Consider the following 24,476-nt stretch of genomic DNA (forward strand, 5'->3'; position numbering starts at 1 on the left):
GCCGACAAAAACTAACGCTAAAAACTTAACAAAAAGGCGACAGGTATACCTGTCGCCTTTCGTGGAGCAGCCATTCACTAGCGCGTATCAGCTTAAGCCTGAATGAATGCTAACAGGTCGGCGTTCAATACATCGGCGTGGGTCGTCAGCATACCATGCGGATAGCCCGAGTAAGTCTTGAGTGTACCGTTTTTGAGCAGCTTGATTGACTTCAACGCGGCATCGGCAATCGGCACGATCTGGTCGTCATCGCCATGCAATACCAATGTTGGAACACTGATAGCTTTGAGGTCTTCCGTCTGATCGGTTTCAGAAAACGCTTTGATGCCTTCATAATGCGCCACTGCACTGCCTGTCATACCCTGGCGCCACCAATTCTGGATCACCCCTTCCTGCACAGTGACACCGTCACGGTTGAAGCCATAGAATGGTCCGGCAGGAACATCGCGGAAGAATTGCGCGCGGTTGGCGGCCAAAGCCGAGCGGAATCCGTCAAACACGTCGATAGGCAGGCCTTCCGGATTGGCTTCAGTTTTGAGCATCAGCGGAGGAACAGCAGACACCAGAACCGCCTTGGCAACACGACCTGCCGGCTCACCATACTTGGCGACATAGCGGGCAACTTCACCACCGCCAGTCGAGTGACCGATATGCACCACATTTTTAAGATCAAGCGCCTCGACAACCGCAAAAGCGTCGGAAGCGTAATGGTCCATATCATGACCTTCAGAAACCTGCGCCGAACGGCCGTGACCGCGGCGGTCATGAGCGATAACGCGATAGCCTTTCGAGAGGAAAAACAGCATCTGCGCGTCCCAGTCGTCTGAGCTCAATGGCCAGCCATGATGGAACATGATTGGCTGCGCATCCTTCGAGCCCCAATCCTTGTAAAAGATTTCGGTACCGTCTTGTGTGGTGATGAAGGCCATGGTGTTTTCTCCTTGAGATGAGCGATTTGTTTGAATGACTTTGAGCAAGGGCAAGCCAGATAGATCTGAGCTTTGCTATTACGACACTGGGGAGTGCAAAGAGTTTCGACGATTGAAGAGATAGCTTACGCGCCATCTTGCTTCTTGAAGATTATGCCTTTCTTTGCATCAGCTTTCGGTTCTGCGTGTTGTTCTATGAGTGGATATTGCGCCAATGCGAATTCACAAACAATTGCAATAATAATTGTTATTCTATTGCATAAAATGCAATTATCATCAGGCGATTAGCCATGCCCAGTTCGCGTGCGGGCAGAAACGATAAAGCGCTTCAAATATGATTTTTTTAAGCGGCGCCATCTTATGGGCCAAAAAGAAATCAGGCGCCAATGACGGCGCCTGAACAGTTGTTATTTCTAATAATTTTAATCAGACGGCCCAGCAGGCGCAGCCGAGCGCTCCGAAGAAGCCTTTGAGATCGCCGATTGGCAATTGCGAGCCCCATGCTGCCGCATGGTCGTGTCCATGAACACCACAATTGCTGGCGCAGCCGCATGTGGAGATTGCTGTGCGGCGAAGGCTGTTTTTGCCAGCACCTTCCGGCTCGCCCCATGCTGCATAGCCGCCGAATTTACGCACCGGCGACCAATCAGGCATCGCAGGCGGAATTGAATTTTCATCCAGATCCTTGAAGGCATTCGCCCCATAGACAACCTTGCCACCAACCATGGTCAGATCTGACGTCAGGAATGAAATTTCGTCTTCGCTGCAATTGAAGAAGTCTTTGTCTGGCACCACCAGATCAGCAAACTGGCCTTTCTCAATGCGGCCTTTTTTACCCTCTTCATTGGAGAACCATGTGACCTTTTCCGTCCACATACGCAGCGCCGTTTCACGATCAAGACAATTACGGCGCGGATAAAGCTGCATACCGCCAACCGTCTTGCCGGTAATCATCCATGACAGCGAAACCCAAGGATTATAGGACGCAACGCGCGTCGCATCCGTACCCGCCGAAACATTGACACCCTTCGAAAGCATTTTCCCGATCGGCGGTGTCGCTTCGGCAGCCGCATGCCCATATTGCTCGACGAAATATTCGCCCTGATAGGCCATGCGGTGCTGCACAGCGATACCGCCGCCAAGTGCTGCAATACGATCAATCGAGCGGTCCGAAATGGTCTCGGCATGATCGAAAAACCAGTTCAGGCCTTCAAGCGGAATGTCCTTATTGACCTTTTCAAACACATCAAGCGACCGGCTGATGGTTTCGTCATAGGTTGCGTGCATCCGCCATGGCCAGCGGTTTTCCGCCAGAATCCTGACAACTTCTTCCAGATCGTCTTCCATTTCAGGCGCCATATCCGGGCGTGGCTGACGAAAATCTTCAAAGTCGGCAGCAGAAAACACCAGCATTTCGCCCGCGCCATTGTGACGGAAATAGTCATTGCCCTGCTTATATTTCACCGAAGAAGTCCAGTTGAGGAAGTCTTCTTTCTCTTCCTTCGGCTTCTGCGTGAAAAGATTATAAGCAAGACGCACAGTCATCTGGCCTTCATCAGCCAGTTGTTGAATGACTGCATAATCATCAGGGTAATTCTGATTACCGCCGCCAGCATCAATCACGCCGGTCACGCCAAGACGATTGAGCTCGCGCATAAAGTGACGGGTCGAATTGACCTGATATTCCAGCGGCAGCTTTGGACCTTTGGCGAGCGTCGAATAGAGGATGCCTGCATTGGGCTTGGCAAGCAGCAGGCCGGTCGGGTTGCCATTGGCATCACGCAGGATTTCGCCACCCGGAGGGTTTGGCGTGTTCTTGTCATAGCCGACAGCACGGAGCGCTGCACCATTGAGCAGCGCACGATCATAAAGATGGAGCAAAAAGACGGGCGTATCGGGCGCAATCGCATTGATTTCTTCAATGGTTGGAAGACGCTTTTCGGCAAACTGATGCTCAGTAAAGCCACCAACCACACGCACCCATTGCGGTGCGGGCGTTACGGCCACCTGCCGCTTTAGCATGTCCATCGCATCGGCCAGCGAGCGCACCCCATCCCAGCGCAACTCCATATTGAAGTTGAGACCACCACGCACAACGTGGGTGTGATTATCAATAAGGCCCGGCAATGCACTGCGACCTTTCAGGTCTACCTTGCGGGTCGTCGCGCCTGTGTGGACAAGCACTTCTTCATCAGTGCCAACGGCAATAAAGACGCCATCCTTAATGGCAACAGCCGAAGCTATAGGATTTTTCCGATCAAGCGTCGTGAATTTGCCGTTAAAAAGAATGGTGTCTGCGATCATAAAATATGCCTTTTGTCGCTTCGTTGACGCAATCGGACTGAGTGCATTCGCGTAATCCACCCAGACATCTGAAACCTATATCTACGTGATTCAATAAATTTCTTGAAGGTTCCTGCTGTCATTTTGCATCAGCGATCTGAAAGCGGCCACCATTTTGCATCAATCCGCCTGCTACCGATAAACATACCGCCCGCACCCACATCATGCTGCGGAACAATAAAATTTACAAAAATATTGCTAGCAATGTTATTGGATGTAAATATATAAAATATACTAGCAATTTATTATAAGTATTTTGCAACAAAAATTAAGCAAACAATATATTGTGTACTTTAAAGCAAACGTTAAATAGTGCTAAAATTGACACAATATTTGGAATACGCGATGGCGATATTATAAATGATATTGCAATGACTCAGAAAATTTATTCAAAGACATACGGTCTGAATTTTTAAGGAGAGCAAAAATGAATATTAAAAGCCTGCTGCTCGGTTCCGCTGCATCGATCGTTGTAATGAGCTCCGCTTACGCGGCCGATGCGATCGTGGCGCCTGAGCCAGAATCCGTTGAATATGTTCGGGTGTGCGATGCTTACGGCGCGGGATATTTTTACATCCCTGGTACAGAGACATGCCTCAAAATATCCGGCTACGCCCGCTATGACCTAACCGGTGGTGATAATGTCTCTGGCCGCGGCTTCGTTAAGGATGGCAAACTCGATACGAGACGCAATACCTGGGATAATAAAGCCCGCTTCACACTTCGTTTTGCAACAGCGTCAGAAACCGAACTCGGCAAGTTGTCCACCTATGCCGAAACCCGCTATGATTGGGGCAATGGAGAAGAAGGTAGCTCTGGCTCCCTGCGTTTTGGCTATATCCAATTGGGTGGCCTTCGTATCGGACTTGACGAATCTGCTTTCGTGACTTTCCCTGGCTATTTGGGCAACGTGATCAATGATGACGTGATCCTTGCGGGCGGATATCGCACCACGCAGATTAGCTATACCTTTACTGGTGGAAACGGTTTCTCCGCTATCCTGTCGCTTGAACAGGGCAACAAGGAAGATACCGACTACGAATACGGCTATGATGGCACCATTAAGGATTACACACCGCATATCGTTGGCGGCCTGAAGTTCGAACAGGGCTGGGGTAAAATTGCTGCGGTTGCGGCATATGATGCCCGCAATGAGAAATGGGCTGGCAAGGTTCGTGCTGACTTCAATTTGACAGACCGCCTCTCCGTTTGGGCGATGGGCGGCTATAAATCAATGAAGGATCAATACATCTCTCAGTCGGACGCCGATGGCAATGCCCTTGGTTCCGTGCGTGCAATTAGCAGCTTCTATGGCACATGGGGCGGCGATTGGGCCGTCTGGGGCGGCACTGCATTCAAGTTATCCGAACAGGCAACCATGAATGCACAAGCGGCTTATGATGCAAGCAAAACCTTCGCTGCAACTGCAAACGTAGCTTACGAACTCGTACCGGGCTTCACCGTCACTCCAGAAGTCTCCTACACGAAATGGCAGGATAATAAGTCCTACCTCAAGGGAAAAGACGCCTGGCAGGGCATGATCCGCTTCCAGCGTAGCTTCTAAGCAGATGCAATAGTGAAGTCAGAAATCATATTACTGACTTCACGCAATACATAATGCAGTTATTTTTGATTAATTAAAAAAATAATGACAACTAATAATACTTAATATTACGATTTTATTTTGTAAAAATAATAAAGATTAGCGGCGGACCTTTGGCCCGCCGCTTTTATACGATTTCACACTTTTCAGGATACGGGTTAAATTCCATTTGGTGCAAGATACGTCCGTAGGAAGCTACGCGTGCGATCATTCTGAGGATTGGTGAGCAAGTCTTTCGGCTTGCCTTCTTCCACCACAACGCCGCCATCCATAAACAGAATCTTATCTGCCACTTCTCCTGCAAAGCGCATTTCATGGGTCACGATCAACATCGTCATATGCTCAGCCGCAAGCTGCTTCATGACGAGATTGACCTCTTCAACCAGCTCCGGATCGAGAGCAGAGGTCGCTTCATCAAACAGCATAACTTTCGGCTGCATGGCCAATGCACGTGCAATGGCGACACGCTGTTTCTGTCCACCCGAAAGGCGCGATGGATAGACATCGGCTTTGCTAGATAGGCCGACTTTAGAAAGCAAATCCGACGCCAGTTCCCGTGCCTGACTTTTTGACATGCCTTTGAGCTTTATTGGCCCCAGCGTAATATTCTCCATCACCGTCATGTGCGGAAAGAGATTAAAGTGCTGAAACACCATGCCCATCTGCTGACGAACAGAGTTGATATGCTTTTCAAAAGCCTTGCCGGTCAGTGGCTGGTTAACCTGCACGCCATCAAGCCAGACTTCTCCACCGTTCAGCGTTTCAAGATGATTGATGGAGCGCAACAGCGTGCTTTTGCCTGAGCCGCTTGGTCCAATAATCGCAATAATCTGTCCGCGTGAGACGGATAGATCGATATTCTTGAGCACTTCAAGTGCGCCATAGGCTTTGCGGGCACCTTTAACTTCCACCATTGGGTTCAGGGCGCTCATCGCGTAACCTCCACTTTTCTTTCGATGCGCCGCAGGCCAGCTTCCATAACGAGATTGGCAGCATAATAAAGTACGGCGGCAGTCAGATAAAATTCAAACGGGCTGTATGTTTCACTGATCGCGATCTGCGCGCTGTGCACCAGTTCCGCAATCCCGATAATCGAAACAAGTGATGTGTCTTTCAACAAAACGATCATATTGTTGCCGATTGGCGGAATGGTATTGCGGATGGCCTGCGGGATTATGATGTAGCGCAAGGTCTGGCCACGACTAAGGCCGATTGAACGTGCGCCCTCCGTCTGCCCCGGATCAACCGTAACAATACCGGCTCGGAAAACATCGGCATTATAAACCGCAAAATGCAGACTCAGTGCAATGATCCCGGCAAAGAGCGCTGGAATATCGACGCCAACCTGAACAAGCCCGTAATAGATAAGATAAAGCTGCAACAGCAGCGGCGTTCCCATGAAAAGCCACATGAAGAAGCGGATCGGATAGGCTAGGATTTTCGGCGCATATAGCACGACGAGCGCGAAAAAGATGCCAAAGACAAAGCTGAGAACGCTGGATGACACGGCCAGAACAAGCGTCCACCATAATCCGGCGAGAAGCAGTTCTGCATAGGGAGGAACGATAGTGAAGTCGAGAGCTGGCATTTAATCCTCCCTCAACGTGGCGCAAAACGTTTGTCGAGAAGATCGACAATCATAACGACGACATAGACGATGAGCATGTAGAGAACGGCAGTAACCGCAAATATCTCGAAGGGTTTATATGTGGAGCTGATGAAGCGCTGCGCCGTGTACGTAAGCTCCACGACCGAGATTGTCGAAACCAGAGCCGAACCTTTGACAAGAGCTACAGCATTGACGCCCAGTGGGCGGATCATCAGGCGAGCAGCCTGCGGCAGCACAATCAGCCGAAGCGTGCGTTCACGATCAAAGCCAATAGAGCGGGCGGCTTCTGTCTGCCCTTTATCAACGCTTGAAATTGCACCGCGAATGGATTCAGCCATGTAGGCTGCAATGTTCAAGCCAAGACCAATGACGCCAGCTGCGTATGGCTCAAGTTCCAGACCGATCTGCGGTCCACCAAAATAAAGGACGAACAACTGAACCAGACAGGGGGTGCCACGAAAGATGCTGACATAGGCACCGGCCAAAGAACGAAAAACGATATTATTTGACAGGCGACCAGCCACCAAAAGACCGGCAATCACAAAGCCCAGCAGAAGAGCGAGTACAGAAATCTGCACCGTGACCCACGCAGCCTCCAGAAAGAACGGGAGGACGCGCTGCATTAACGCTAGATCCATAAAACCACTCCGAAAACTCATATAAACCGGCCCATTTTACCGCTTATGATAAAATGGGCCGGGCTGGAAAACCTGTTAGCGAATGTCGCTACCGATCCATTCCATCGAGATTTTTTCGTAAGTGCCGTCAGCAAGCATATCGTCCAATGCCTTCTGCATAGCGGCTTTCAGTTCTGGATTGTTCTTACGAATAGCAATGCCGAGCGCTTCACGTGCGCCATCAATATTCGGAGTTTCGAGAATGCGGACCTTCTGGCCGGTTTCCTTAACGGCGATCATCACCGGAATGCTATCCATGACCAGCGCATCAAGACGACCCGCATCAAGGTCGATCAGCATTTCTGGCAGACCCTTATAGGTGCGAACTGTCAGGTCGCCCTGAGCCTTGGCCCATTTTTCATGAGCATCACCCATCGTGACGCCAACAGTCTTGCCGTTAAGCTCTTCGAGTTTCTGAACAGGCGAGCTGTCCTTAACAACGACTGTACGTCCGGCATGATAGTATGGGCCGACGAAATCAACCGCTTTTTCGCGCTCTGGCGTAATGGTCATCGAGGCCACAACGGCATCATATTTCTTCGCCAGCAAACCAGCAATAATACCGTCAAAAGGGGTTGTAACGATTTCTGGCTTTACGCCCAGACGGTCGGCAATTGCAGAACCAATTGCGACGTCAAAGCCAACAACTTCGTTCTGCTCATTGGTGAAGCTGAACGGTGGATACTGACCGCTCATCGCAATGCGCATTTTGCCAGCGTCTTTGAGCTTGGCAAGTTCATCCGCCTGCACCGGGGCAATCGAGAACGTTGCAGCAATTGCTACAGCTGCGACAGCAATCAGGCTCTTAATCCTGGAATTCATGATTTTCGGTTTCCTCTGGATTTGTCTTTTTGTTTTAGGGCTATGGTTTACCATCAACCTTCATGACGGAGCTTGGCACAGGCTTTGTTTTCAAGCATCCAGCAATATGTCTGCAAGCCCGACACATTGCCGGAATTGACCGGCATATTGTCGGCACTCTTGCCACCAAATTTTTGCACCCAAACTCAAACACAAAAAGGTCGCACCCTTATCCCTTACGGATAAAAAGATGCGACCTTCAAAATAGCAAGTGAGCTATTTATTATTTCAAAGCGGCGGCAAAACTATCGCTCAATACGCTCAAGAGATGATCTGCATTGGCACGGCTGAACACCATCGATGGGCGCATTTTCAGCACGTTATCATGCGGGCCTTCAGTACCCATCAAGATGCCGCGCGCTCTTGCGCCATCATTGATTGCGCGCGCCAAAGCCGTTGCAGGCGCTTTGGTTTTACGATCTGTCACCAGCTCAATGCCGAGGAACAAACCGCTGCCGCGAACGTCACCGATAATATCGAAGCGCTTCTGCATCGCCCGGAAACCGTCAAGCAGATAGTTGCCGACATCAAGCGCATTTTCGCGCAGCTTATCACGTTCGATCACGTCAAGAACCGCGAGACCAGCAGCACAGGAAACAGGATTGCCGCCAAATGTGTTGAAGTACTCCATGCCATTGTTGAAGCTATCAGCGATTTCCCGCGTGGTGACAACTGCCGACATTGGATGGCCGTTACCGATAGGCTTGCCCATGGTGACGATTTCCGGCACCACATCCTGCAATTCAAATGCCCACCAATGGCTGCCCACGCGGCCAAAACCGACCTGCACTTCATCCGCGATACAGACGCCACCAGCGGCGCGAACCATCGCATAAACTTCCTTGAGATAGCCTTCAGGCAGGAACACCTGACCAGCGACACTCGGAATGGATTCCGCCAGGAAGAAAGCCGGACTACGTCCTTCTTTGCGCATGGATTCAATATGCTCTGCGATATTGGCTGCAAAGCGCTTTGCGTGTTCCTCGACTGGCCAGTCTTCCGGAGCGTGATAGCTGTCAGGAATTGTGCCTTCATAAACATGAGCAGGACGACCCTTACCGGCCTTACGCTTATATTTATAGGGGCTGAGGTCAATCAATTCCTGTGTGGTGCCGTGATAGGCCCAGTCGAGAACAATTGCTTCATTGCGATTGGTATGGTTGCGCGCCATGCGCAACGCCAGACTGTTTGCTTCGCTGCCCGAACAGGCGAAAGAAGCAACCGTCAGACCTTCCGGCAAAGTCGCTGTCAAACGCTCCGCGTAATTGACGATATTATCGTGCAGATAGCGGGTGTTGGTGTTGAGTAACGCCGCCTGACGCGCAATGGCTTCCACCACTTCCGGGTGGGCATGGCCGATATGACAGACATTGTTGAAGCAATCGAGATAGGCACGGCCTGTATTATCGATCAGCCAAGCGCCCTCACCGCGCACGAACTTGATCGGCTCAGAATAAGAGATTGAAAGGTTTGGCAGCAAAATCTGCTTACGCTTTTGGATAATCTCTGCGCGTGTGTAACCATCCTGATGGAAGGTTTCAGGCGGAATACCGGCCAGTTCAGCGACATCCGGGAACAGATCAGCCCAAACATCCAGATAGGCAGTTTCGCCCACACCCAGAACTTCCGTCGCAGTCAAATTGAGATCGGTGGTCATGCCGAAATGCAGATGCGGAGTCCATCCACCATTCTCATGAATATCACCCATATAGCCAACCAGATCACCGGCTTTGAGCTTCTGCCCCGCCTTCAGGCGATCCAAAGCCTCCTGCGCCATATGTCCCCATAAGGTCACGAATGGCGGACAACCTTCAGGGCTGTGCAATAGCGTTACCAGACCACCATAGCCGAGCGGCTCGCGTTCGACTTCAACGCTTTTTACGACTGCATCAAGCGGCGTATAAAGCGAGGTTCCAGCTGGCATAAACAAGTCAACGCCGAGGTGATGGATGCGGCGCTGACCATCGATGAAGCGCGATTCAAAAGCCGTATCTGTATAAACGGTGCGCTTTTCGCCCCATGAACCAATACCGAGCTCGATATTGTTTTCGGCGCAGAAATTATCCCACCACTCTGTTGCTTCTTTTGCACGCTGCTCAGCAGATGCGACCGTCATAAAGTGCGTTTCATCGCCATAAGGTACGATTGCCTTGGTCATGGTAGCCGGTGCGGGCTGCACGATTGGCGCAAAGCTTTTGTGGTTGTCGGAAATCCATTTGCGAATTGCACCAGCGCCTGAAATCGCATCAAAACCACAGGCTTTGCGCAGAATAGCGGTGGCAAAGCGTGGATTCATCGCATCCATCTTGGCCAGCAAATTCCATGCCGGTGCTTCGCTGATAGCGAGATATGGATTGTCTTCTGTCTGATCGCGACGCGATGCCGAGAATGTCACGCTGGTGACAAGCCGCATCGCGATGAGATCAAACAGCAGGTCAACTTCTTCTTCTTTCAGCGGATATTTTTCATGAAAGCCTGCGGCCAACGCTGCGGCTGCGCCAATCGGGTCTTCTGTATCAAGCGCTGCATAAGCACAGGCAATCGCCACTTCTGCTATCAGCACCGTATGAACGGCATCGCCGAAATCGATCAGCCCGGCAATCTTCTCATTGTCTTGCTTATCGACCAGAATATTCCAGTCATTCGCGTCATTATGAATGACCTGCGCGCGCAGACCTGCAAGTTTCGGCGCAACCAGTGTTTCAAAGCGAACGATAAAACGCTCAAGCAATGCCCTTTTGTCTGCATCACCGACAAAGTGCAGGCGCGTGCGTGCGCGTCCAGCATGACGCAGATCCCAGTCGAGTTCACGCACGGCACCGGGATGGATGAAGCCCTGAAGTGCATGATCCAGTTCGCCCAGCGAGCGACCCAGATTGCGCATCAGTTCAAAGGTGCGCGTGACCTGCGCCATTGGCGTGCCGGGAAGCCAGCCAACCAGCCGCACGGCATGGTTTTCGCCATCGGCAGCGGTGACGGATGCAAGCATTTCACCGGAGAGACTTGGCTTGAGATAAGGCACAGCCAGTTTGGAATTACCATTTGCGAGATGCCGGAAAAGCGCTGTCTGGAACTCGCTTTCGACCTTTGGTTCACTGGCATTAACGATTTTCAAAATCCAGCCTGCATCGCTTTCGGTTTTCAGCCGATAATTGCAGTCCCGTTCGCTATCAAGTGCGGATGCGCTTCCCGTGACACCGAATATGTCTTTGGCGAGCTTTTCAGCATCAATTGGCGAGAACTGGGGTGCGGGATGAGTGAGATCGGTCATAAACAGTTTTCCGGGTTAGATTTGGTGTCGGCAGCTTGGCACGTCAACCATTTTCAGGCATCAAGTATCCTGTCGGGATAACCGGCACATTGTCGGAATAGACCGGCATATGTCCGGCACTGTGAATGGAATTGGAATGCGGGAACTAGACGCCAAAGATCGCGAAATACTGGCTATCTTGTCGAAAGAAGCACGAATTGCGCTTAAAACGCTGGCCGGACGTATTGGCCTGTCGCGCAGTGCTACGAGTGAACGCGTCACCAATCTCGAAAAAAGCGGCGTTATCCGAGGCTATCGCGCAGACATAGGCGAGATCGATGCCAATGTTATCCGGGCCGCCCTGTTGATTAATCTCCGTCGAACGCCTGCACATGAATTGCTGGACATACTTGCCCGGCACCCTGAAGTGCGGCGCGTATCCTCGGTCAGTGGTCAGCTTGATCTCATCGTTGAACTTGAGGCCGCATCTATTGATGGTCTTAATCGCGTAAGAGACCTTCTCGCAGGTCATGATATTGTCGAAGATCTGACAACCGCCATTATATTGCGACGCGACATTGATCGCGAAATGAAATAATTCCAACCTGTTTCATATTCACAACCACATTGTTTATTCTCGGAATTTAAATTCCGGGCAACGAAGCTGCTTGCCAGTACAGCCTTTAAACTGACGTCGCTTTAAAAGCCTCTTTCTAGAGCGCATCCCGAAAAGTGTGAAACGGTTTTCGGATAAGATGCGCGTTAAAACAAATAATGAGAGCGTCGAACCCGAAATTCGCTCCGAGAGTTGCGTCAAAGTGATACGAATTTCGGGTTCGCCATACTAGGCGATTTATACATTATTCTAATATCATTCATGAAATTATAATATATAGTTCACCCCAATACAGTGAATGTGAGTAGATCAAAAACAGATAAATCTCATTAAAAAGCAGATTTGTCCAATATCCAAATACATAAGTTGAATAAAATTATCAACATTACCATTTGAGCTATTAGGGGCAAAATTATGACTGACGAGACAAAGGGTGTGAAGGATTATCACGGGCCAGCCGGCGGTTGGGGCGCACTTAAAGCTGTAGCGGAGGCGGTTCGTGATCAAATGGGTACAAGCACAAACACACGTGCTTTGCTACAAATGAACCAGCCAGACGGATTTGATTGCCCCGGCTGCGCATGGCCCGATCCAAAACACACTTCGTCTTTTGAATTTTGCGAGAACGGCGCGAAAGCTGTAACATGGGAAGCAACACCGAAGAGAGTTGACCCAGAGTTTTTTGCACAACACACCGTCTCTGAATTATGGGAATGGAGCGATCACAAGCTGGAAGCGCAGGGACGCCTCACCACGCCATTGCGCTATGATGCAAAGACCGATCACTTTGTTCCTATATCGTGGGAAGAAGCTTTTGAGAGAGCTGGAACTGCTTTGCAGGCCCTCGGAGATGCCAATAAGGCCGAGTTTTACACGTCTGGCCGCGCTTCCAACGAAGCCGCATTCCTGTTTCAGCTTTTTGCACGCGAATTTGGCACCAACAATTTTCCCGATTGCTCCAATATGTGCCATGAGGCCACCAGTGTTGGGCTGCCAAAATCGATAGGGGTTGGCAAAGGCACGGTCACACTTGAAGACTTTGATCATGCCGATGCCGTGTTCTGCATAGGCCATAATCCGGGAACCAATCATCCGCGCATGCTCGGGACCTTGCGATCTGTGTCTTTGCGCGGCAAGCCTATTATAGTGCTCAATCCAATGCGCGAGCGCGGTCTTGAGCGATTTGAAAATCCACAATCGCCCACTCAGATGCTGACGGTTGGATCGACACCACTCGCATCCTCCTATTATCAGGTCAAAGTTGGCGGCGATGTCGCGGCAATCAAAGGCGTGATGAAAGCTCTGTTTGAGGAAGATCATGCACAGGTTCAGCGCGGTGAACAGGGCCTGCTCGATCTTGAATTTATAGCAGAGCACACGGTCGGCTTTGAAGAACTCAAAGCTGATATTGAAGCTACCAGCTGGCAAAAAATTACCGCTCGCTCCGGCTTGAAACGCGAAGCCATTGAACAAATGGCGATGGTCTACTGGTCATCAAAGAACGTTATAATTTGCTATGGCATGGGTATAACACAACATCGCCACGGTACCGAAGCAGTGCAGCAGTTAACAAACTTGCTCATGCTGCGCGGGAATATCGGGCGCGAGGGAGCTGGCATTTGCCCGCTACGCGGACACTCAAATGTTCAGGGTGATCGTACTGTTGGCATCACTGAAATACCGACAGAGGCATTTCTGGATCGCCTGGATAAAGCATTTGGTATCAATGCACCACGCGCGCACGGGCATAATGCAGTGAAAGCTGTCGCTGCTATGCGCGATCACCAGTCCAAAGCCTTCATAGGATTGGGTGGCAATCTCGCAGTTGCAATGAGTGATCCGCAGGCAAGTTTTCCTGCATTCAAACAATTAGACCTGAGTGTTCAAATTTGCACAAAGTTGAACCGGACTTGCCTTCTCACGGCACGCGAAAGCATTGTTCTGCCTTGTCTTGGACGTACAGAGCGCGACATTCAGGCGACAGGGCGCCAGTCGATCACTGTTGAAGATTCAATGGCGATGGTTCATGCATCTTCGGGTAAGTTAAAGCCTGCGTCCGATCTGCTTAAATCTGAGCCAGCTATTATTGCCGGACTTGCAAAGGCCACCATTCCGAACACTAAAGTTCAGTGGGACGATCTGATTGCCGATTACGATCGTATTCGGGATAAAATCGAAGAAGTATTCCCCGACTTTCATAACTTTAATGCCCGTATTCGCATTCCCGGAGGCTTTCGCCTGCCTGTCGGTGCATCGGAGCGTCAGTGGGGCACTCCAGACGGAAAAGCCCACTTTCTTGTCGAGGCAACTACGGATGAAGATGATGGCCGCGACGATTCCGAACTAACACTCATGACAATTCGCAGCCATGACCAGTATAATACAACCGTCTACGGCATGAATGATCGTTATCGCGGTATAACTGGTCGGCGCGATGTCATTTTTGTAAACGAAGACGACATGCTCGATCTTGGCTTCGCAAATGGTGACGTTGTAGACGTCATTGCGGGCCAAAGGGTTTTGTCCTCACAAACACTGGTGGCTCATGCGATTTCGCGTGGCTCTGTCGCAGCTTACTATCCAGAAGCAAACTGTCTGATCGGTCTGGAAGATGTCGATAAACAAAGCTGGATACCCGCTTATAAATCCGTGCCCGTAAAACTCAGGGCAAGCTGATACCCCGGCTATTATCATCGCAAAACTCATAGTTTTAGAGCGCTGATCTGACGTGAACAGATCGGCGCTCTTATTATATGTTTTACGTATTTTTCCCGAACATCATCTCGTTTTCTTTTCATCTGGTCGCCTAAAAAAGGCGCCCCGACACGCATTGGCTGAATAATTTGCCGAGAGCCGGAATATTCTAACAGCTTTTCAAGCCAAACACTTCCTGCAACCATCTGCAAAATTCCTGTCTACAGAAAAAGAATACAAACAAAATAAAATTGATAATTTTGAAATAACGTGAAATATTTATTGTAATTATAATTTTATTTATTTGGATATTAAAGATGAATATTAATAATATTATAATATACACATCTTATACATTCATAATATACTTTGCAACATCACTTGAAACTACTTACGCTCAAACCGGGCAAATTAAAGCCGGGTATGGGGAGACAGTGGACATCCAGCCAGATGTCGTCACGACGCAATCCAATACGAGTGGTTACGGTCTTTATGCGACCGACGGCGGCATTATCCATTCGGGTCTCGGAAATGTGTCAACATCCGGCAGCAGCGCAACAGGCCTTTTTGCAGCCGAGCCCGGCAGCATCATTTACTGGCAGGGCACGAACATTTCCACATCCGGCTTTCGCGGGCGCGGCATCGATACTGTTCGTGGGGGGCAGGTTATTGGCTATGGAACAATCATCACCACCGGAGAGCGAGCCCATGCGATCCAGGCAGGCGACACCAATTCAACGGCAGGACCGGCAAAGGTAACTCTCTTATCCGGCACCTCTGTTCACACCACTGGCAATGGTTCTTACGGCCTGCACGCCTATGCGACTGGCACGATAAGCGGGACAGCGAATATCATAACAGAAGGTGTCAGTAGTTTCGGTGCGCATGCAGAAAAAGACAGCACAATTACGATCCACAACTCTAGCATTGAAACCCATGGTCTGAATGCTATTGGCCTTCTAGCAAACACAGATTCCATAATGCCCGGCGTCGATTACACGCCGGGGCACCTGACCGCAACGTCCAGTGTTGTCAAAACGACGGGAGACAATGCTTTCGGTGCTTTCGCTGATGTTCAGGCGTCGATCACCCTTATCGACACCACAATTGAAACATTTGGCGACAATGCAATTGGCCTGTTTGCAAACCGTGGCGGCACGATCGATAGCAAAAGCAGCGTGAGCACAAATGGCAACAACGCCCATGGCGTTGCAGCTGGAGTGATCGCAGTACCGGGAATGACGGACAGCGTTAAGCAGAATGGTAGCATCATTACAAAAGGAGACGATGCTTACGGCGCCTTTGCCCAAAACGCGGCTGAACTTGATATTTCAGGCTCCATTCAGACCTTTGGTGACGCTTCGCATGCTGCTGTCATTGACGGAGCAAAATTACGAATAGACAATCTGAGCGTTAAAACTGAAGGCAATGATGCACTCGGACTTTATGCAAAGGCTGGCGCCACCATTACTGGACAGGGAGACATTGCCACACAAGGTGGACATGCCCATGGCATCGTTGTTGAGACCGGTAGCGTTGTTAATCTGGATAACACGACGATTAAAACATATGGCGCATTTGCCGATGGGGCATCGGTAAACAAAGGCGCATTCACAATCGCCAACGGTGCTATTTCGACAAATGCGCATGGCATCGCCGTCGCGGACAGCTCCAATGTAACACTGGTGAACACAGACGTTGAAAGCAAACTAAGCACAATAGTAGCGCGGTTCACCGAAAATAATGCACAAATCAATCTGCACATTGACGGCACATCGAATCTAAAGAGCGACAACGGTGTTTTGCTTCACGTCGAGCGCGATGTGTCAGCAGCCAAGACGGGTGCGGTTAATTTAGTTATCGCCGACCAATCGACCGTTATAGGCGACATTGTAGACAATGACGCAAAGACAAGCGGTTATACGGATGTGACCCTCGGTGCCAATGTCACATGGAATGGCAGCGTACAGGGTGTCCGCCATTTCAAATCGACCGGCGGCAGCAGTCGTATCAGTTTTGGTGAAGGATCCAGACTGCATGGCGATTTCCACGCGATAAGCTCCGATATCAATTTTCATCAGACCGGAGCGAGTGTCGAAGGCAATATACTATTAAGTCAGAACTCCAATGTAGCGGGCGGCTCACCAACCAGCGCAATTGCTGTCGCGGGCACTATGATTGTCGATGCTACATCCTCCATGCGTGGCAGTTGGGCAGTTGCCGGAAACCTCACAAATGACGGAACAATAGCGCCGGGAACAACTGTAGGAACCATAACGGTCGGCGGTAACTTCGTTGCTTCTGACAGCTCTGTCTATGAAGTTGAAATTGATGCTTACGGCAACAACGACATCATCACTATTGCGGGAACAGCAACACTTGGCGGGCGTGTGTCTCTACTAACGCAAAGTCAAGAGAGTGGTTTCACCGTAAACCACCGCTATACAATACTATCGGCCCAAGGCGGCTTGAATGGAACAACATATGATAGTCTTGTGAATTGGAATGGTGCATCACCTTTCATATATGTAGCTCCAACACTATCCTATGACCTGCAGAATGTTTACCTAACGCTTGCGCGCAACAATGTCATGATCTCCAGCGCAGGCGAGACACCCAATGAGCAAGCAGTTGGTCGGGTCCTTGATTATGGCGGACTATCTGGCAATTTTGAGAGAATATTATTGCTGCAAACCAATCAAAAGGCTGTAAAGTCGCTACTGTCACAGCTTACAGGCGAAGCGCATCAGTCTCTTCTCAGTGCTCTGCAACAAAGTTCATCACACACGCGAGATACTATCAATGACCGGCTGCGCGATGCCTTTGCAAACGACGGTCCCGTTGTCTGGTCACGTGCGATCAATACGGACAGCACGACAAAATCCTATCCCGAATATAGTAGCCTGAAACAAAACAGCACCGCCCTTTTCGTAGGTGCAGATACAACCATTGTTGAAGATATCCGTGCTGGCATTATGGCTGGTATCAGCAACACTGACTTCAACGTCGACGCTTTGGGATCATCTGCGCATTCAAACAGCTATCACATTGGTGCTTATGGCAGTTGGAACTATGAAGATTGGAGGCTGAGTTTAGGAAGCGCTTACAGCTGGCATAACATTTCCATGAAACGCTCATTTCCAATTTTTGGTACGCTACAAGCGCTTGAGAGTGAATATCGCGCACATAGTTTTCAGGTATTCAGTGAAGTCGGTTACAAGTTTAAATGGGATGCGATTACCGTCGAGCCATTTGGTGGGTTGGCATATATTCAGACGAACCGCGATAGTTTCAATGAGGATGCGTATAATAGCACCTTCGCGGTCAATCTTAACGGCGAGCAATCATCGATGCGCAACACTATCTCATCGCTTGGCATTCGTTTGCAGAGCGAATGGCAGCTCGAAAATGCAATGCAGCTTGAACTCTATGTAACGCCAGAATGGCGCCACAGCTTTGGCAATCAAAATGCGCGTTCCTTGTTTTCATTCAACAACAGCAACAGCTTTGAGATAAGCGGACTACCAATCACTCGCGATGTATTCGCCATCAACAATGCATTGATGCTTTCCCTCAATGAGGCTGTAAGCCTGAGTGTGAGTTACAATGGTCAGTTTGGCAAAGGCTTCGTTGAAAACTCTATTAAAGGCCTCGTCAAAATCAAATTCTAGCCCACTTAGTCCATGCGCATCTTGCCACTGATAAGAGAAAACGTGGCGACCCGCGCCGCCACGTATAGATTGCAGACCGAAGACCCATCCTCAAAGAAACAATGCAGTCTCCGGTAAAGTACGGTCTTAAACAAAGAACCAAAGCACAGATCTGATACAATCAGATTGGAGCGCTAAATATTTGTTTAACGCACATCTTCTCCGAAAAACGTTTCACACTTTCGGAGTGGGCTTTAGTGTCCCTGAATATAAACGACATGCGTTTCCGTAAATTCGTAAAGACCGTGCTTTCCGTCAGCACCACCAATACCAGACTTGCGACGTCCCGCATGAAAACCCTGCATTGCCTCAAAGTTTTCGCGATTAATATATGTCTCACCAAACTTCAGTTCACGGCTGGCTTTCAAGGCAGCGTTGATATTGTTGGTATAGATAGACGAGGTGAGGCCATATTCTGAATCATTGGCGCATTGGATGGCTTCATCGAGACTATCGACAATCTGTATTGGCAGAACTGGGCCAAATGTTTCTGTCCGCATAATGTCCATATCAGAATTGGCTCCGACAATCAGTGTTGGCTGGTAATGGAAGCCCGGCCGGTCGTCCGCAACTTTACCGCCAGTGAGCACTTCTGCGCCCTGCTTCTTGGCTTTTTCTACCGCCGCCGAAACCTTCTCCAGAGCCTGCTTGTTGATAAGCGGCCCCATATCAAGATCATCACTCTTTGATGGATCGCCATATCTCGTATTCTCGAACAAGGCTTTGAGTTTTCCAACAAAGACATCATGCACAGCGCGCTCAACATAAACGCGCTCGGCACAGTTACAGACCTGACCAGTATTGATCACGCGTGAGTCAAAAATTGCTTTAGCGGCTAGATCAAGATCAGCGTCTTTCAAAACAATTGCCGGAGCCTTGCCCCCTAATTCAAGATTGACTCTGGTCAGGTTCTTACCGGCTGCCTGCATGATATGGCTACCTGTCTGAACACTTCCGGTGAAGGTGATCAGATCAACGGATGGATTGTTGATCAGCGCATTACCCGTAACTGCTCCGCGCCCGCCAACAAGGTTAAACACACCGGCTGGAAGATCCGTCTCTGCAACAAGTTGTGCGAAGATAAATGCGTTGAGCGGCGTCTCCTCACTTGGCTTAATGACAATTGTATTGCCTGTGACCAAAGCCGGAGCAAGTTTTCTCGCAATAAGAAAAAACGGGAAATTCCACGGCAAAATGCCAGCAACAACGCCCAGCGGCTTGCGGAACAAAAGCATCGTTTCGTTTGGACGATCGCTGGTAAGAATCTCACCCTCAAGACGTCGCGCCCACTCTGCCATATAATCAATATAGTCAGCGGTAAAATCGACTTCGACTTGCGCGAGCCCGCGTACTTTGCCTTGTTCCTTCACAATCACATCAGCAAGTTCGACACGGTGCTCCCGCACCTTGGCGGAAATCTTGCGCAGATAATTTGCGCGCTGGATAGCTGGCAAAGCTTCCCACGCTGGTTGTGCCTTACGCGCAGCTTCCACTGCCTGATCAACGATTGCAGCATCGCTATCTGGCACCCGTCCAAGCACATCATTTGTCGCGGGATTAAGCACGTCTATATAACTTGATCCGTCGTCGACGAACTTTCCATCAATATAATTTAAATAGGAAGCAGCCTTGTCTGAAAAAGAGCCTGCAACGGGACGCTTCGAGGTCTGTGATGTCAATTTCTTTCCTCCAGTTTGAGCTGCGCTTCAACAAAGGCAGCGATAGAGAAAAGATGTCGAATTCAAACAGGCATGTCATCTGGCCAACAGGCTATTACGTCCTTAAGTGGCTCAAGCTTGAGCCATTACGTGTTCTTTTTGACTGCATATTGCGTGATTTTCCGTTTCATTGTCGCACGGCTTACACCCAACGAGTCTGCCGTTGCTGAAACATTGCCTTTATTGCGACGCAGGCCACGCTGAATGACGCCCAATTCCGCCTGCGCGAAATCGTCTGACGCACGATCATTTAACAGATCTCCTGCAACCAGTCCCTCTTTGAGCATCTTCGGCACAATACCCAGATAATGACGCGCAGCGCGCGTGGCGCCGATAACCATGTCATAGGGGTCGAGAGCAAGGAGACGAAGACCAGTTCCCGGCACCTCAGGAAGAGAAACAAAACGCGCTGATGCATATGCATGGCGGAACAATCGCTCCTCGATTTGACGTACCGTGTTCAGCAACAAAGTTTGAACGATTTGCGTCTGCCAGCGAAATTGCTCATCTTTGTATAATGTGACGTTCAAAACGCCGTTTATTCCAGCCTCGGCATCAAAAATCGGTGCGGCTATGCAACTGATATTGACCTTGTCGACATAGAAATGCTGGTCTCGACGCACGGTGAGGCAACGCCCTTCGACCAGAGCAGTTCCAATGCCATTTGTTCCCTGAAATGGCTCGCTCCAGTTTACTCCGGGGGATAGTCCCCATTGCGTCAAGTCTTTCAAATCAGCCTGCGAACCACGCCGCGAAAGCGGAATACCATTTGCATCCGAAAGCAGAACGCAGCAGCCAATCTCCTCTACAGCGTTGAAAAAATCGTCTAGTGCGGCAGATGAAACGTGCAACAATATCTCGCTTTGCTCAAGAGCATCGTTAAGCTCCATCTGGCTTAACACATGCATGCGCCGGGAATTGGATGGGTCAAGATTATGAACATTGAGACAGCGTTGCCAGGATGCAACCGAAAATGAGCGTACAGCATCTCCAGCCTGAACGGCGTTGCTTATTCTCTGATAATGCTGTTCAGCCTCGACCATAACCTTCCCCATATGCCTGATGACAGATTTAACAAAGCATACATTCCCGGATCGGACGCTAAACTACCCATCGGCCAGCCACAACTCTTTAACATCATCTTTTTTGAGCATGAAACACATAAAAAGGAGCCGACATGATCAAATCATCGGCTCCTTAAGAATACGCGTTACGATGCAACACAGCGCAAATTTTAAAGGAAAGGGCTAGGCTTAGAACTTCATTCTTAGATTAGCATTGACGCCATTTTGCGTGAGGCCGGAGCCGAACTGTCCCTGATAGGAGACATTCAACAAAGCAGATTTGCTCAGTTCAAAATCGAAGCCACCCGAAACCAACGCAGTGTCTTTCCCAATGCTGGTTCCTCCAATGACAAAGCCATCAGATCCGGCAAAGCTTGCAAATGAGTTTGATCTGTCATCACCAAAGGCATGGCGCCATCCAAGATCTGCGCGTGCTTTGACGGGAATGACCTTCTCATTCAAAGTCGCTGTCGCACGGAAACCGAGCGTCGAAAGCGTGGTGTTCATCGAGTTTTCGTCGACGTTCAGCCCTGCTCCCTGACTGCTGGTTTCTGAAAAAGCATCTGTTTTCAGTCGAACATAAGCGAGATTTGCGTATGGCTCGAAGCTCGCCTTTTCGGTGAATGGAAGCTTATAACCCAATTCCCCAAACACCTGGAAACTGCCAGCATCATAGCTTGATGACAGACGGTCATCGAAACCAGCAAATGCAATTGCGCGCTTCATCTCAATGTTGTGCCATGTATAGGACAGGCCCGAGCGGAATGCGACAACGCCCTGTGCCACAGGTATTTCCGTACCTGCATAAGTGCCGATTGTGTAATCATCACTGGTACCGGACGACATACGCTCATTGAGACGGAAATTTGTCTGGCTGTAGCTGGCCAGCACACCGAGACGCCAGTTGTCAAAAACCTGCGCATCTATGCCGGAGACGAAACCACCAATGCTGGATTTCGAGCGTGCTGCATTGCCATCACCAGACAGGTTCGTCCAACCGCCAAAGCCGTGCCCCCAAATGGTTGGCAAACGCCCATTTTCTGGAAGCTGGTTACCTTCCGCAGATGCCGACGCGAAAGCCTGCGACAGATTATTGTAAACTGCCGAACGCGTATAAGCACTGTTGTTGATGAAGATCGACTGGACCGACGCATAGGCTTCGCCAGAGAGTTGATCATAAGCCTGACGAGCATCTTGCTGTGTCAAAAACAGAATATGATCATAGAGGGTGCCACCGCTCCCCTGACTTTCCAGCGCTACAGCCGTCGAAAACTGGTTTTGGCTATTTGCGATATCCGCAAATGCAACATCTGAGCGGCTTGTATCGAGAAAGACATTGTTGGCATCATAATCGAGCGCAAAATTGATAAAGCGCGCATCCTGAACATAGGAACCAGCGATCTCGCCATAAGTGCCGTTCACGCCGCCCGTTGCACTGAGCAAAACAGAACGCGATGAGGCCTGTGCGCCAGAAGAAAATCCTTTGTGCACCAGTTCGAGCGAACTGCCATCCTGAAGATCAGCGGCTCCATCGACAACAATCTGGTCAACGCCAGCATCTGGCCCATTTCCTGAAATGAGATCCGCCAGATAGGTTGATCCCGCTTGCTGCGTGAATGTTCCGTTGACAGTGAGCGTGCCAATCGCATTTTCGGGGTTGAACGCACTGCCCGGCGCAACGTTACCACCATCAAACAAGGTCAACTCGCCCACAGCACCAAGTCCGGCAATCGTGCCTTCTTCAGACACATCTGTGGGTGAAGTGATGCTGCCATTCACCTCAAGAACGCCACCAACGATGCTGGTTCCACCCTGATAGCTATTGTTGCCATCAAGAACGAGAATACCTTCGCCACGCTTGGTCAAATCGCCAATGCCCGAGATCGAGTTTGACCAGATCGAAGAATAGCCTTGCGTATCGACATCGAAAACGCCGGTATAGCGAAATGCCATGGGGCCATCGACGGCAGCACCGAGATTCAAAAGCCCTTGCCCGAACTTCGCTTCGTCTTCAAAACCTTCTTTGGTCGCTGTTGTGAGGATTGTTTCAATCGTCTGACGCGCGTTCAGATAAGGAAATGCTGATCGCACCACGGCTGCAGCCCCCGCAACATGCGGCGATGCCATCGAGGTGCCCGATGTGTATTTATACTCTAGATTGCCATTCGTCGGATCACCAGCTGGCCAGGTAGAAAAAATACCGTCCGGGTCATCTTCAGCTATTCCACCAGGAGCGGCCAGACACCATTCTGCTGCCTCACCACATTCATTGCTGTAGGGGGCCATTTTCCCGTCTGGCCCAACGGAGACAACAGCAATAAGCGAGCCTTTCAGATCAGAGAAATCCATGTCGTCGAAGTCGGGATCAGCGGGGTCGAGAAAAGTATAAGTGGATGGATCATTTATATTCAGGTCAGGGTTATCGGTATCGATAAACCTGATTTTTCCGCTACGAATGAAATCCGGCGTGATGAGTGGAAGCATACCATTCCCACTTGGCATGGACGTAGCATCGCCCGGCTGCTTCTGGCGACTATTACCCGCGGCAAAGACCAGCACAACGTCTTTTTCCGCCGCATATTTCAGTGCTTCATAAGTTTCCTCCAAAGACGCTGGATCGCTATAAACGGGTTGGTAGTCAAGAACCCAATAATTTGGATTTGGTTGCTGATCAATTTCTGGTAGCGGGTAGACAGGTGGACCATAACTGCCGTTCAAAACCTGAGCACCATGATCAGCAGCATAAAGAATAGCTTCGTTTTGTGGAAGAATATCTGGGTTTCTACCGCCGACCTCAATGGCACTTAGTGGCATGATTGTTGCATCATAAGCCACGCCTTGCATGCCAAATCCATTTCGCCCGGCACCGATAGTCCCTGCGACATGAACGCCATGCCCGTTCAGCGAGCCATCAGAACCCCGCAGAGGAAAAACATCATCGACCACCGGATTGCTGCCAAAGTTGTACAAAAACGGTGAAACACGTCCGGCAAATTCGGGATGATTCACATCAAACCCGGAATCGACAACCGCCACGACCACACCCTTGCCTGTGAAGCCCTTCTTATAGGCTGGCAGGGCGTTGATCATATCAAGCCCCCAATTGGCATAATATTCGGCATCAGCAAGATTTTCGGAGGCTTGCGGCACAGTCTGCGCAAAAGCAAAATTCGGCGTCATAAGCGCCGTTGATAGCAGCAGAAATTTCAATCCACTCTTAAAAGAAAACATGCCCGCCCCATAAAACTCGACAAATCAAATGCACCCCTGAAAAGAGGCCCCCAAAATATGATATTACTAAATAAGAATAAGTAATCCCTGAAATTGGCTATAATCACATAAAATTATCGATATGCTTAAGTTTTAAAAATAACTCGCATGAACAGGAGCCAAATGAATTTC

The 24,476-nt window shown here is 49.8% G+C and carries 15 protein-coding genes; 4 read left to right on the forward strand and 11 right to left on the reverse strand.

Annotation, left to right across the window (positions count from 1 at the left end):
* Window positions 1-92: 92 nt before the first annotated feature.
* Entirely contained in the window at window positions 93-929 is an 837-nt protein-coding gene (locus J2782_RS13810) for an alpha/beta fold hydrolase (protein ID WP_310013517.1), read from the reverse strand.
* A 426-nt stretch (window positions 930-1,355) separates the two neighbouring features.
* Complete coding sequence (locus J2782_RS13815) at window positions 1,356-3,233, reverse strand: amidohydrolase (protein WP_310013519.1); 1,878 nt, start codon at window positions 3,231-3,233, stop codon at window positions 1,356-1,358.
* Between the two features lie 466 nt (window positions 3,234-3,699).
* Here J2782_RS13815 and J2782_RS13820 point away from each other — a divergent pair, with 466 nt between their 5' ends.
* Window positions 3,700-4,836 carry a porin gene (locus J2782_RS13820; protein ID WP_310013520.1) on the forward strand — a complete coding sequence of 379 codons (1,137 nt, stop codon included), beginning with the start codon at window positions 3,700-3,702 and terminating at the stop codon, window positions 4,834-4,836.
* Window positions 4,837-5,033: 197 nt separating this feature from the next.
* On the opposite strand, the gene J2782_RS13825 is transcribed toward J2782_RS13820, so the two are convergent.
* The 6 genes from J2782_RS13825 to J2782_RS13850 all read right to left on the reverse strand — a co-directional run bounded on the left by J2782_RS13825 (window position 5,034) and on the right by J2782_RS13850 (window position 11,293).
* Window positions 5,034-5,807 carry an amino acid ABC transporter ATP-binding protein gene (locus J2782_RS13825; RefSeq protein WP_310013521.1) on the reverse strand — a complete coding sequence of 258 codons (774 nt, stop codon included), beginning with the start codon at window positions 5,805-5,807 and terminating at the stop codon, window positions 5,034-5,036.
* Complete coding sequence (locus tag J2782_RS13830) at window positions 5,804-6,463, reverse strand: amino acid ABC transporter permease (RefSeq protein WP_250043917.1); 660 nt, start codon at window positions 6,461-6,463, stop codon at window positions 5,804-5,806. The genes J2782_RS13825 and J2782_RS13830 overlap by 4 nt, the downstream gene beginning before the upstream one ends.
* 11 nt (window positions 6,464-6,474) lie before the next feature.
* On the reverse strand, window positions 6,475-7,122 hold the full coding sequence (locus J2782_RS13835) for an amino acid ABC transporter permease (protein ID WP_250043919.1): 648 nt from the start codon (window positions 7,120-7,122) through the stop codon (window positions 6,475-6,477).
* Window positions 7,123-7,197: 75 nt separating this feature from the next.
* Window positions 7,198-7,983, reverse strand: coding sequence for an ABC transporter substrate-binding protein (locus J2782_RS13840; RefSeq protein WP_250043921.1), 786 nt, complete (start codon window positions 7,981-7,983; stop codon window positions 7,198-7,200).
* 53 nt (window positions 7,984-8,036) lie between these two features.
* A complete protein-coding gene (locus J2782_RS13845) occupies window positions 8,037-8,162 on the reverse strand; it encodes a hypothetical protein (RefSeq protein ID WP_260525760.1) in 126 nt (41 codons plus the stop codon).
* Between the two features lie 83 nt (window positions 8,163-8,245).
* On the reverse strand, window positions 8,246-11,293 hold the full coding sequence (locus tag J2782_RS13850) for an aminotransferase class III-fold pyridoxal phosphate-dependent enzyme (RefSeq protein WP_310013525.1): 3,048 nt from the start codon (window positions 11,291-11,293) through the stop codon (window positions 8,246-8,248).
* Between the two features lie 136 nt (window positions 11,294-11,429).
* On the opposite strand from J2782_RS13850, the gene J2782_RS13855 reads away from it, so the two are divergent.
* The 3 genes from J2782_RS13855 to J2782_RS13865 all read left to right on the forward strand — a co-directional run bounded on the left by J2782_RS13855 (window position 11,430) and on the right by J2782_RS13865 (window position 18,253).
* Window positions 11,430-11,870 (forward strand): Lrp/AsnC family transcriptional regulator, encoded by a 441-nt coding sequence (locus J2782_RS13855; RefSeq protein WP_310013526.1) that lies wholly within the window; start codon window positions 11,430-11,432, stop codon window positions 11,868-11,870.
* Window positions 11,871-12,302: 432 nt separating this feature from the next.
* The gene (locus tag J2782_RS13860) at window positions 12,303-14,564 is read left to right on the forward strand and encodes an FdhF/YdeP family oxidoreductase (RefSeq protein ID WP_310013528.1); all 2,262 of its coding nucleotides are present in this window, start codon (window positions 12,303-12,305) and stop codon (window positions 14,562-14,564) included.
* A gap of 452 nt (window positions 14,565-15,016) precedes the next feature.
* Complete coding sequence (locus J2782_RS13865) at window positions 15,017-18,253, forward strand: autotransporter outer membrane beta-barrel domain-containing protein (RefSeq protein WP_310013529.1); 3,237 nt, start codon at window positions 15,017-15,019, stop codon at window positions 18,251-18,253.
* A gap of 233 nt (window positions 18,254-18,486) precedes the next feature.
* Here the strand turns inward: J2782_RS13865 and aldA are convergent, their stop codons facing one another.
* The 3 genes from aldA to J2782_RS13880 all read right to left on the reverse strand — a co-directional run bounded on the left by aldA (window position 18,487) and on the right by J2782_RS13880 (window position 24,305).
* Window positions 18,487-19,971: an aldehyde dehydrogenase gene (gene aldA / locus J2782_RS13870; protein WP_310013531.1), complete on the reverse strand. Its 1,485-nt coding sequence runs from the start codon at window positions 19,969-19,971 to the stop codon at window positions 18,487-18,489.
* A gap of 125 nt (window positions 19,972-20,096) precedes the next feature.
* Complete coding sequence (locus J2782_RS13875; protein ID WP_310013533.1) at window positions 20,097-21,053, reverse strand: GAF domain-containing protein; 957 nt, start codon at window positions 21,051-21,053, stop codon at window positions 20,097-20,099.
* A 210-nt stretch (window positions 21,054-21,263) separates the two neighbouring features.
* Window positions 21,264-24,305, reverse strand: coding sequence for an autotransporter domain-containing protein (locus J2782_RS13880; protein ID WP_310013535.1), 3,042 nt, complete (start codon window positions 24,303-24,305; stop codon window positions 21,264-21,266).
* Between the last annotated feature and the right edge of the window lie 171 nt (window positions 24,306-24,476).

It is taken from the genome of Brucella pseudogrignonensis, assembly GCF_031454375.1.
GTDB lineage: Bacteria > Pseudomonadota > Alphaproteobacteria > Rhizobiales > Rhizobiaceae > Brucella > Brucella pseudogrignonensis_A.

Coding starts and splice junctions, on each gene's coding strand:
- J2782_RS13810 (WP_310013517.1), bottom strand. CDS start 929: ATGGCCTTCATCACCACACAAGACGGTACCGAAATCTTTTACAAGGAT.
- J2782_RS13855 (WP_310013526.1), top strand. CDS start 11,430: ATGCGGGAACTAGACGCCAAAGATCGCGAAATACTGGCTATCTTGTCG.
- J2782_RS13875 (WP_310013533.1), bottom strand. CDS start 21,053: ATGGTCGAGGCTGAACAGCATTATCAGAGAATAAGCAACGCCGTTCAG.
- J2782_RS13830 (WP_250043917.1), bottom strand. CDS start 6,463: ATGCCAGCTCTCGACTTCACTATCGTTCCTCCCTATGCAGAACTGCTT.
- J2782_RS13860 (WP_310013528.1), top strand. CDS start 12,303: ATGACTGACGAGACAAAGGGTGTGAAGGATTATCACGGGCCAGCCGGC.
- J2782_RS13815 (WP_310013519.1), bottom strand. CDS start 3,233: ATGATCGCAGACACCATTCTTTTTAACGGCAAATTCACGACGCTTGAT.
- J2782_RS13820 (WP_310013520.1), top strand. CDS start 3,700: ATGAATATTAAAAGCCTGCTGCTCGGTTCCGCTGCATCGATCGTTGTA.
- J2782_RS13840 (WP_250043921.1), bottom strand. CDS start 7,983: ATGAATTCCAGGATTAAGAGCCTGATTGCTGTCGCAGCTGTAGCAATT.
- J2782_RS13835 (WP_250043919.1), bottom strand. CDS start 7,122: ATGGATCTAGCGTTAATGCAGCGCGTCCTCCCGTTCTTTCTGGAGGCT.
- J2782_RS13825 (WP_310013521.1), bottom strand. CDS start 5,807: ATGAGCGCCCTGAACCCAATGGTGGAAGTTAAAGGTGCCCGCAAAGCC.
- J2782_RS13850 (WP_310013525.1), bottom strand. CDS start 11,293: ATGACCGATCTCACTCATCCCGCACCCCAGTTCTCGCCAATTGATGCT.
- J2782_RS13880 (WP_310013535.1), bottom strand. CDS start 24,305: ATGTTTTCTTTTAAGAGTGGATTGAAATTTCTGCTGCTATCAACGGCG.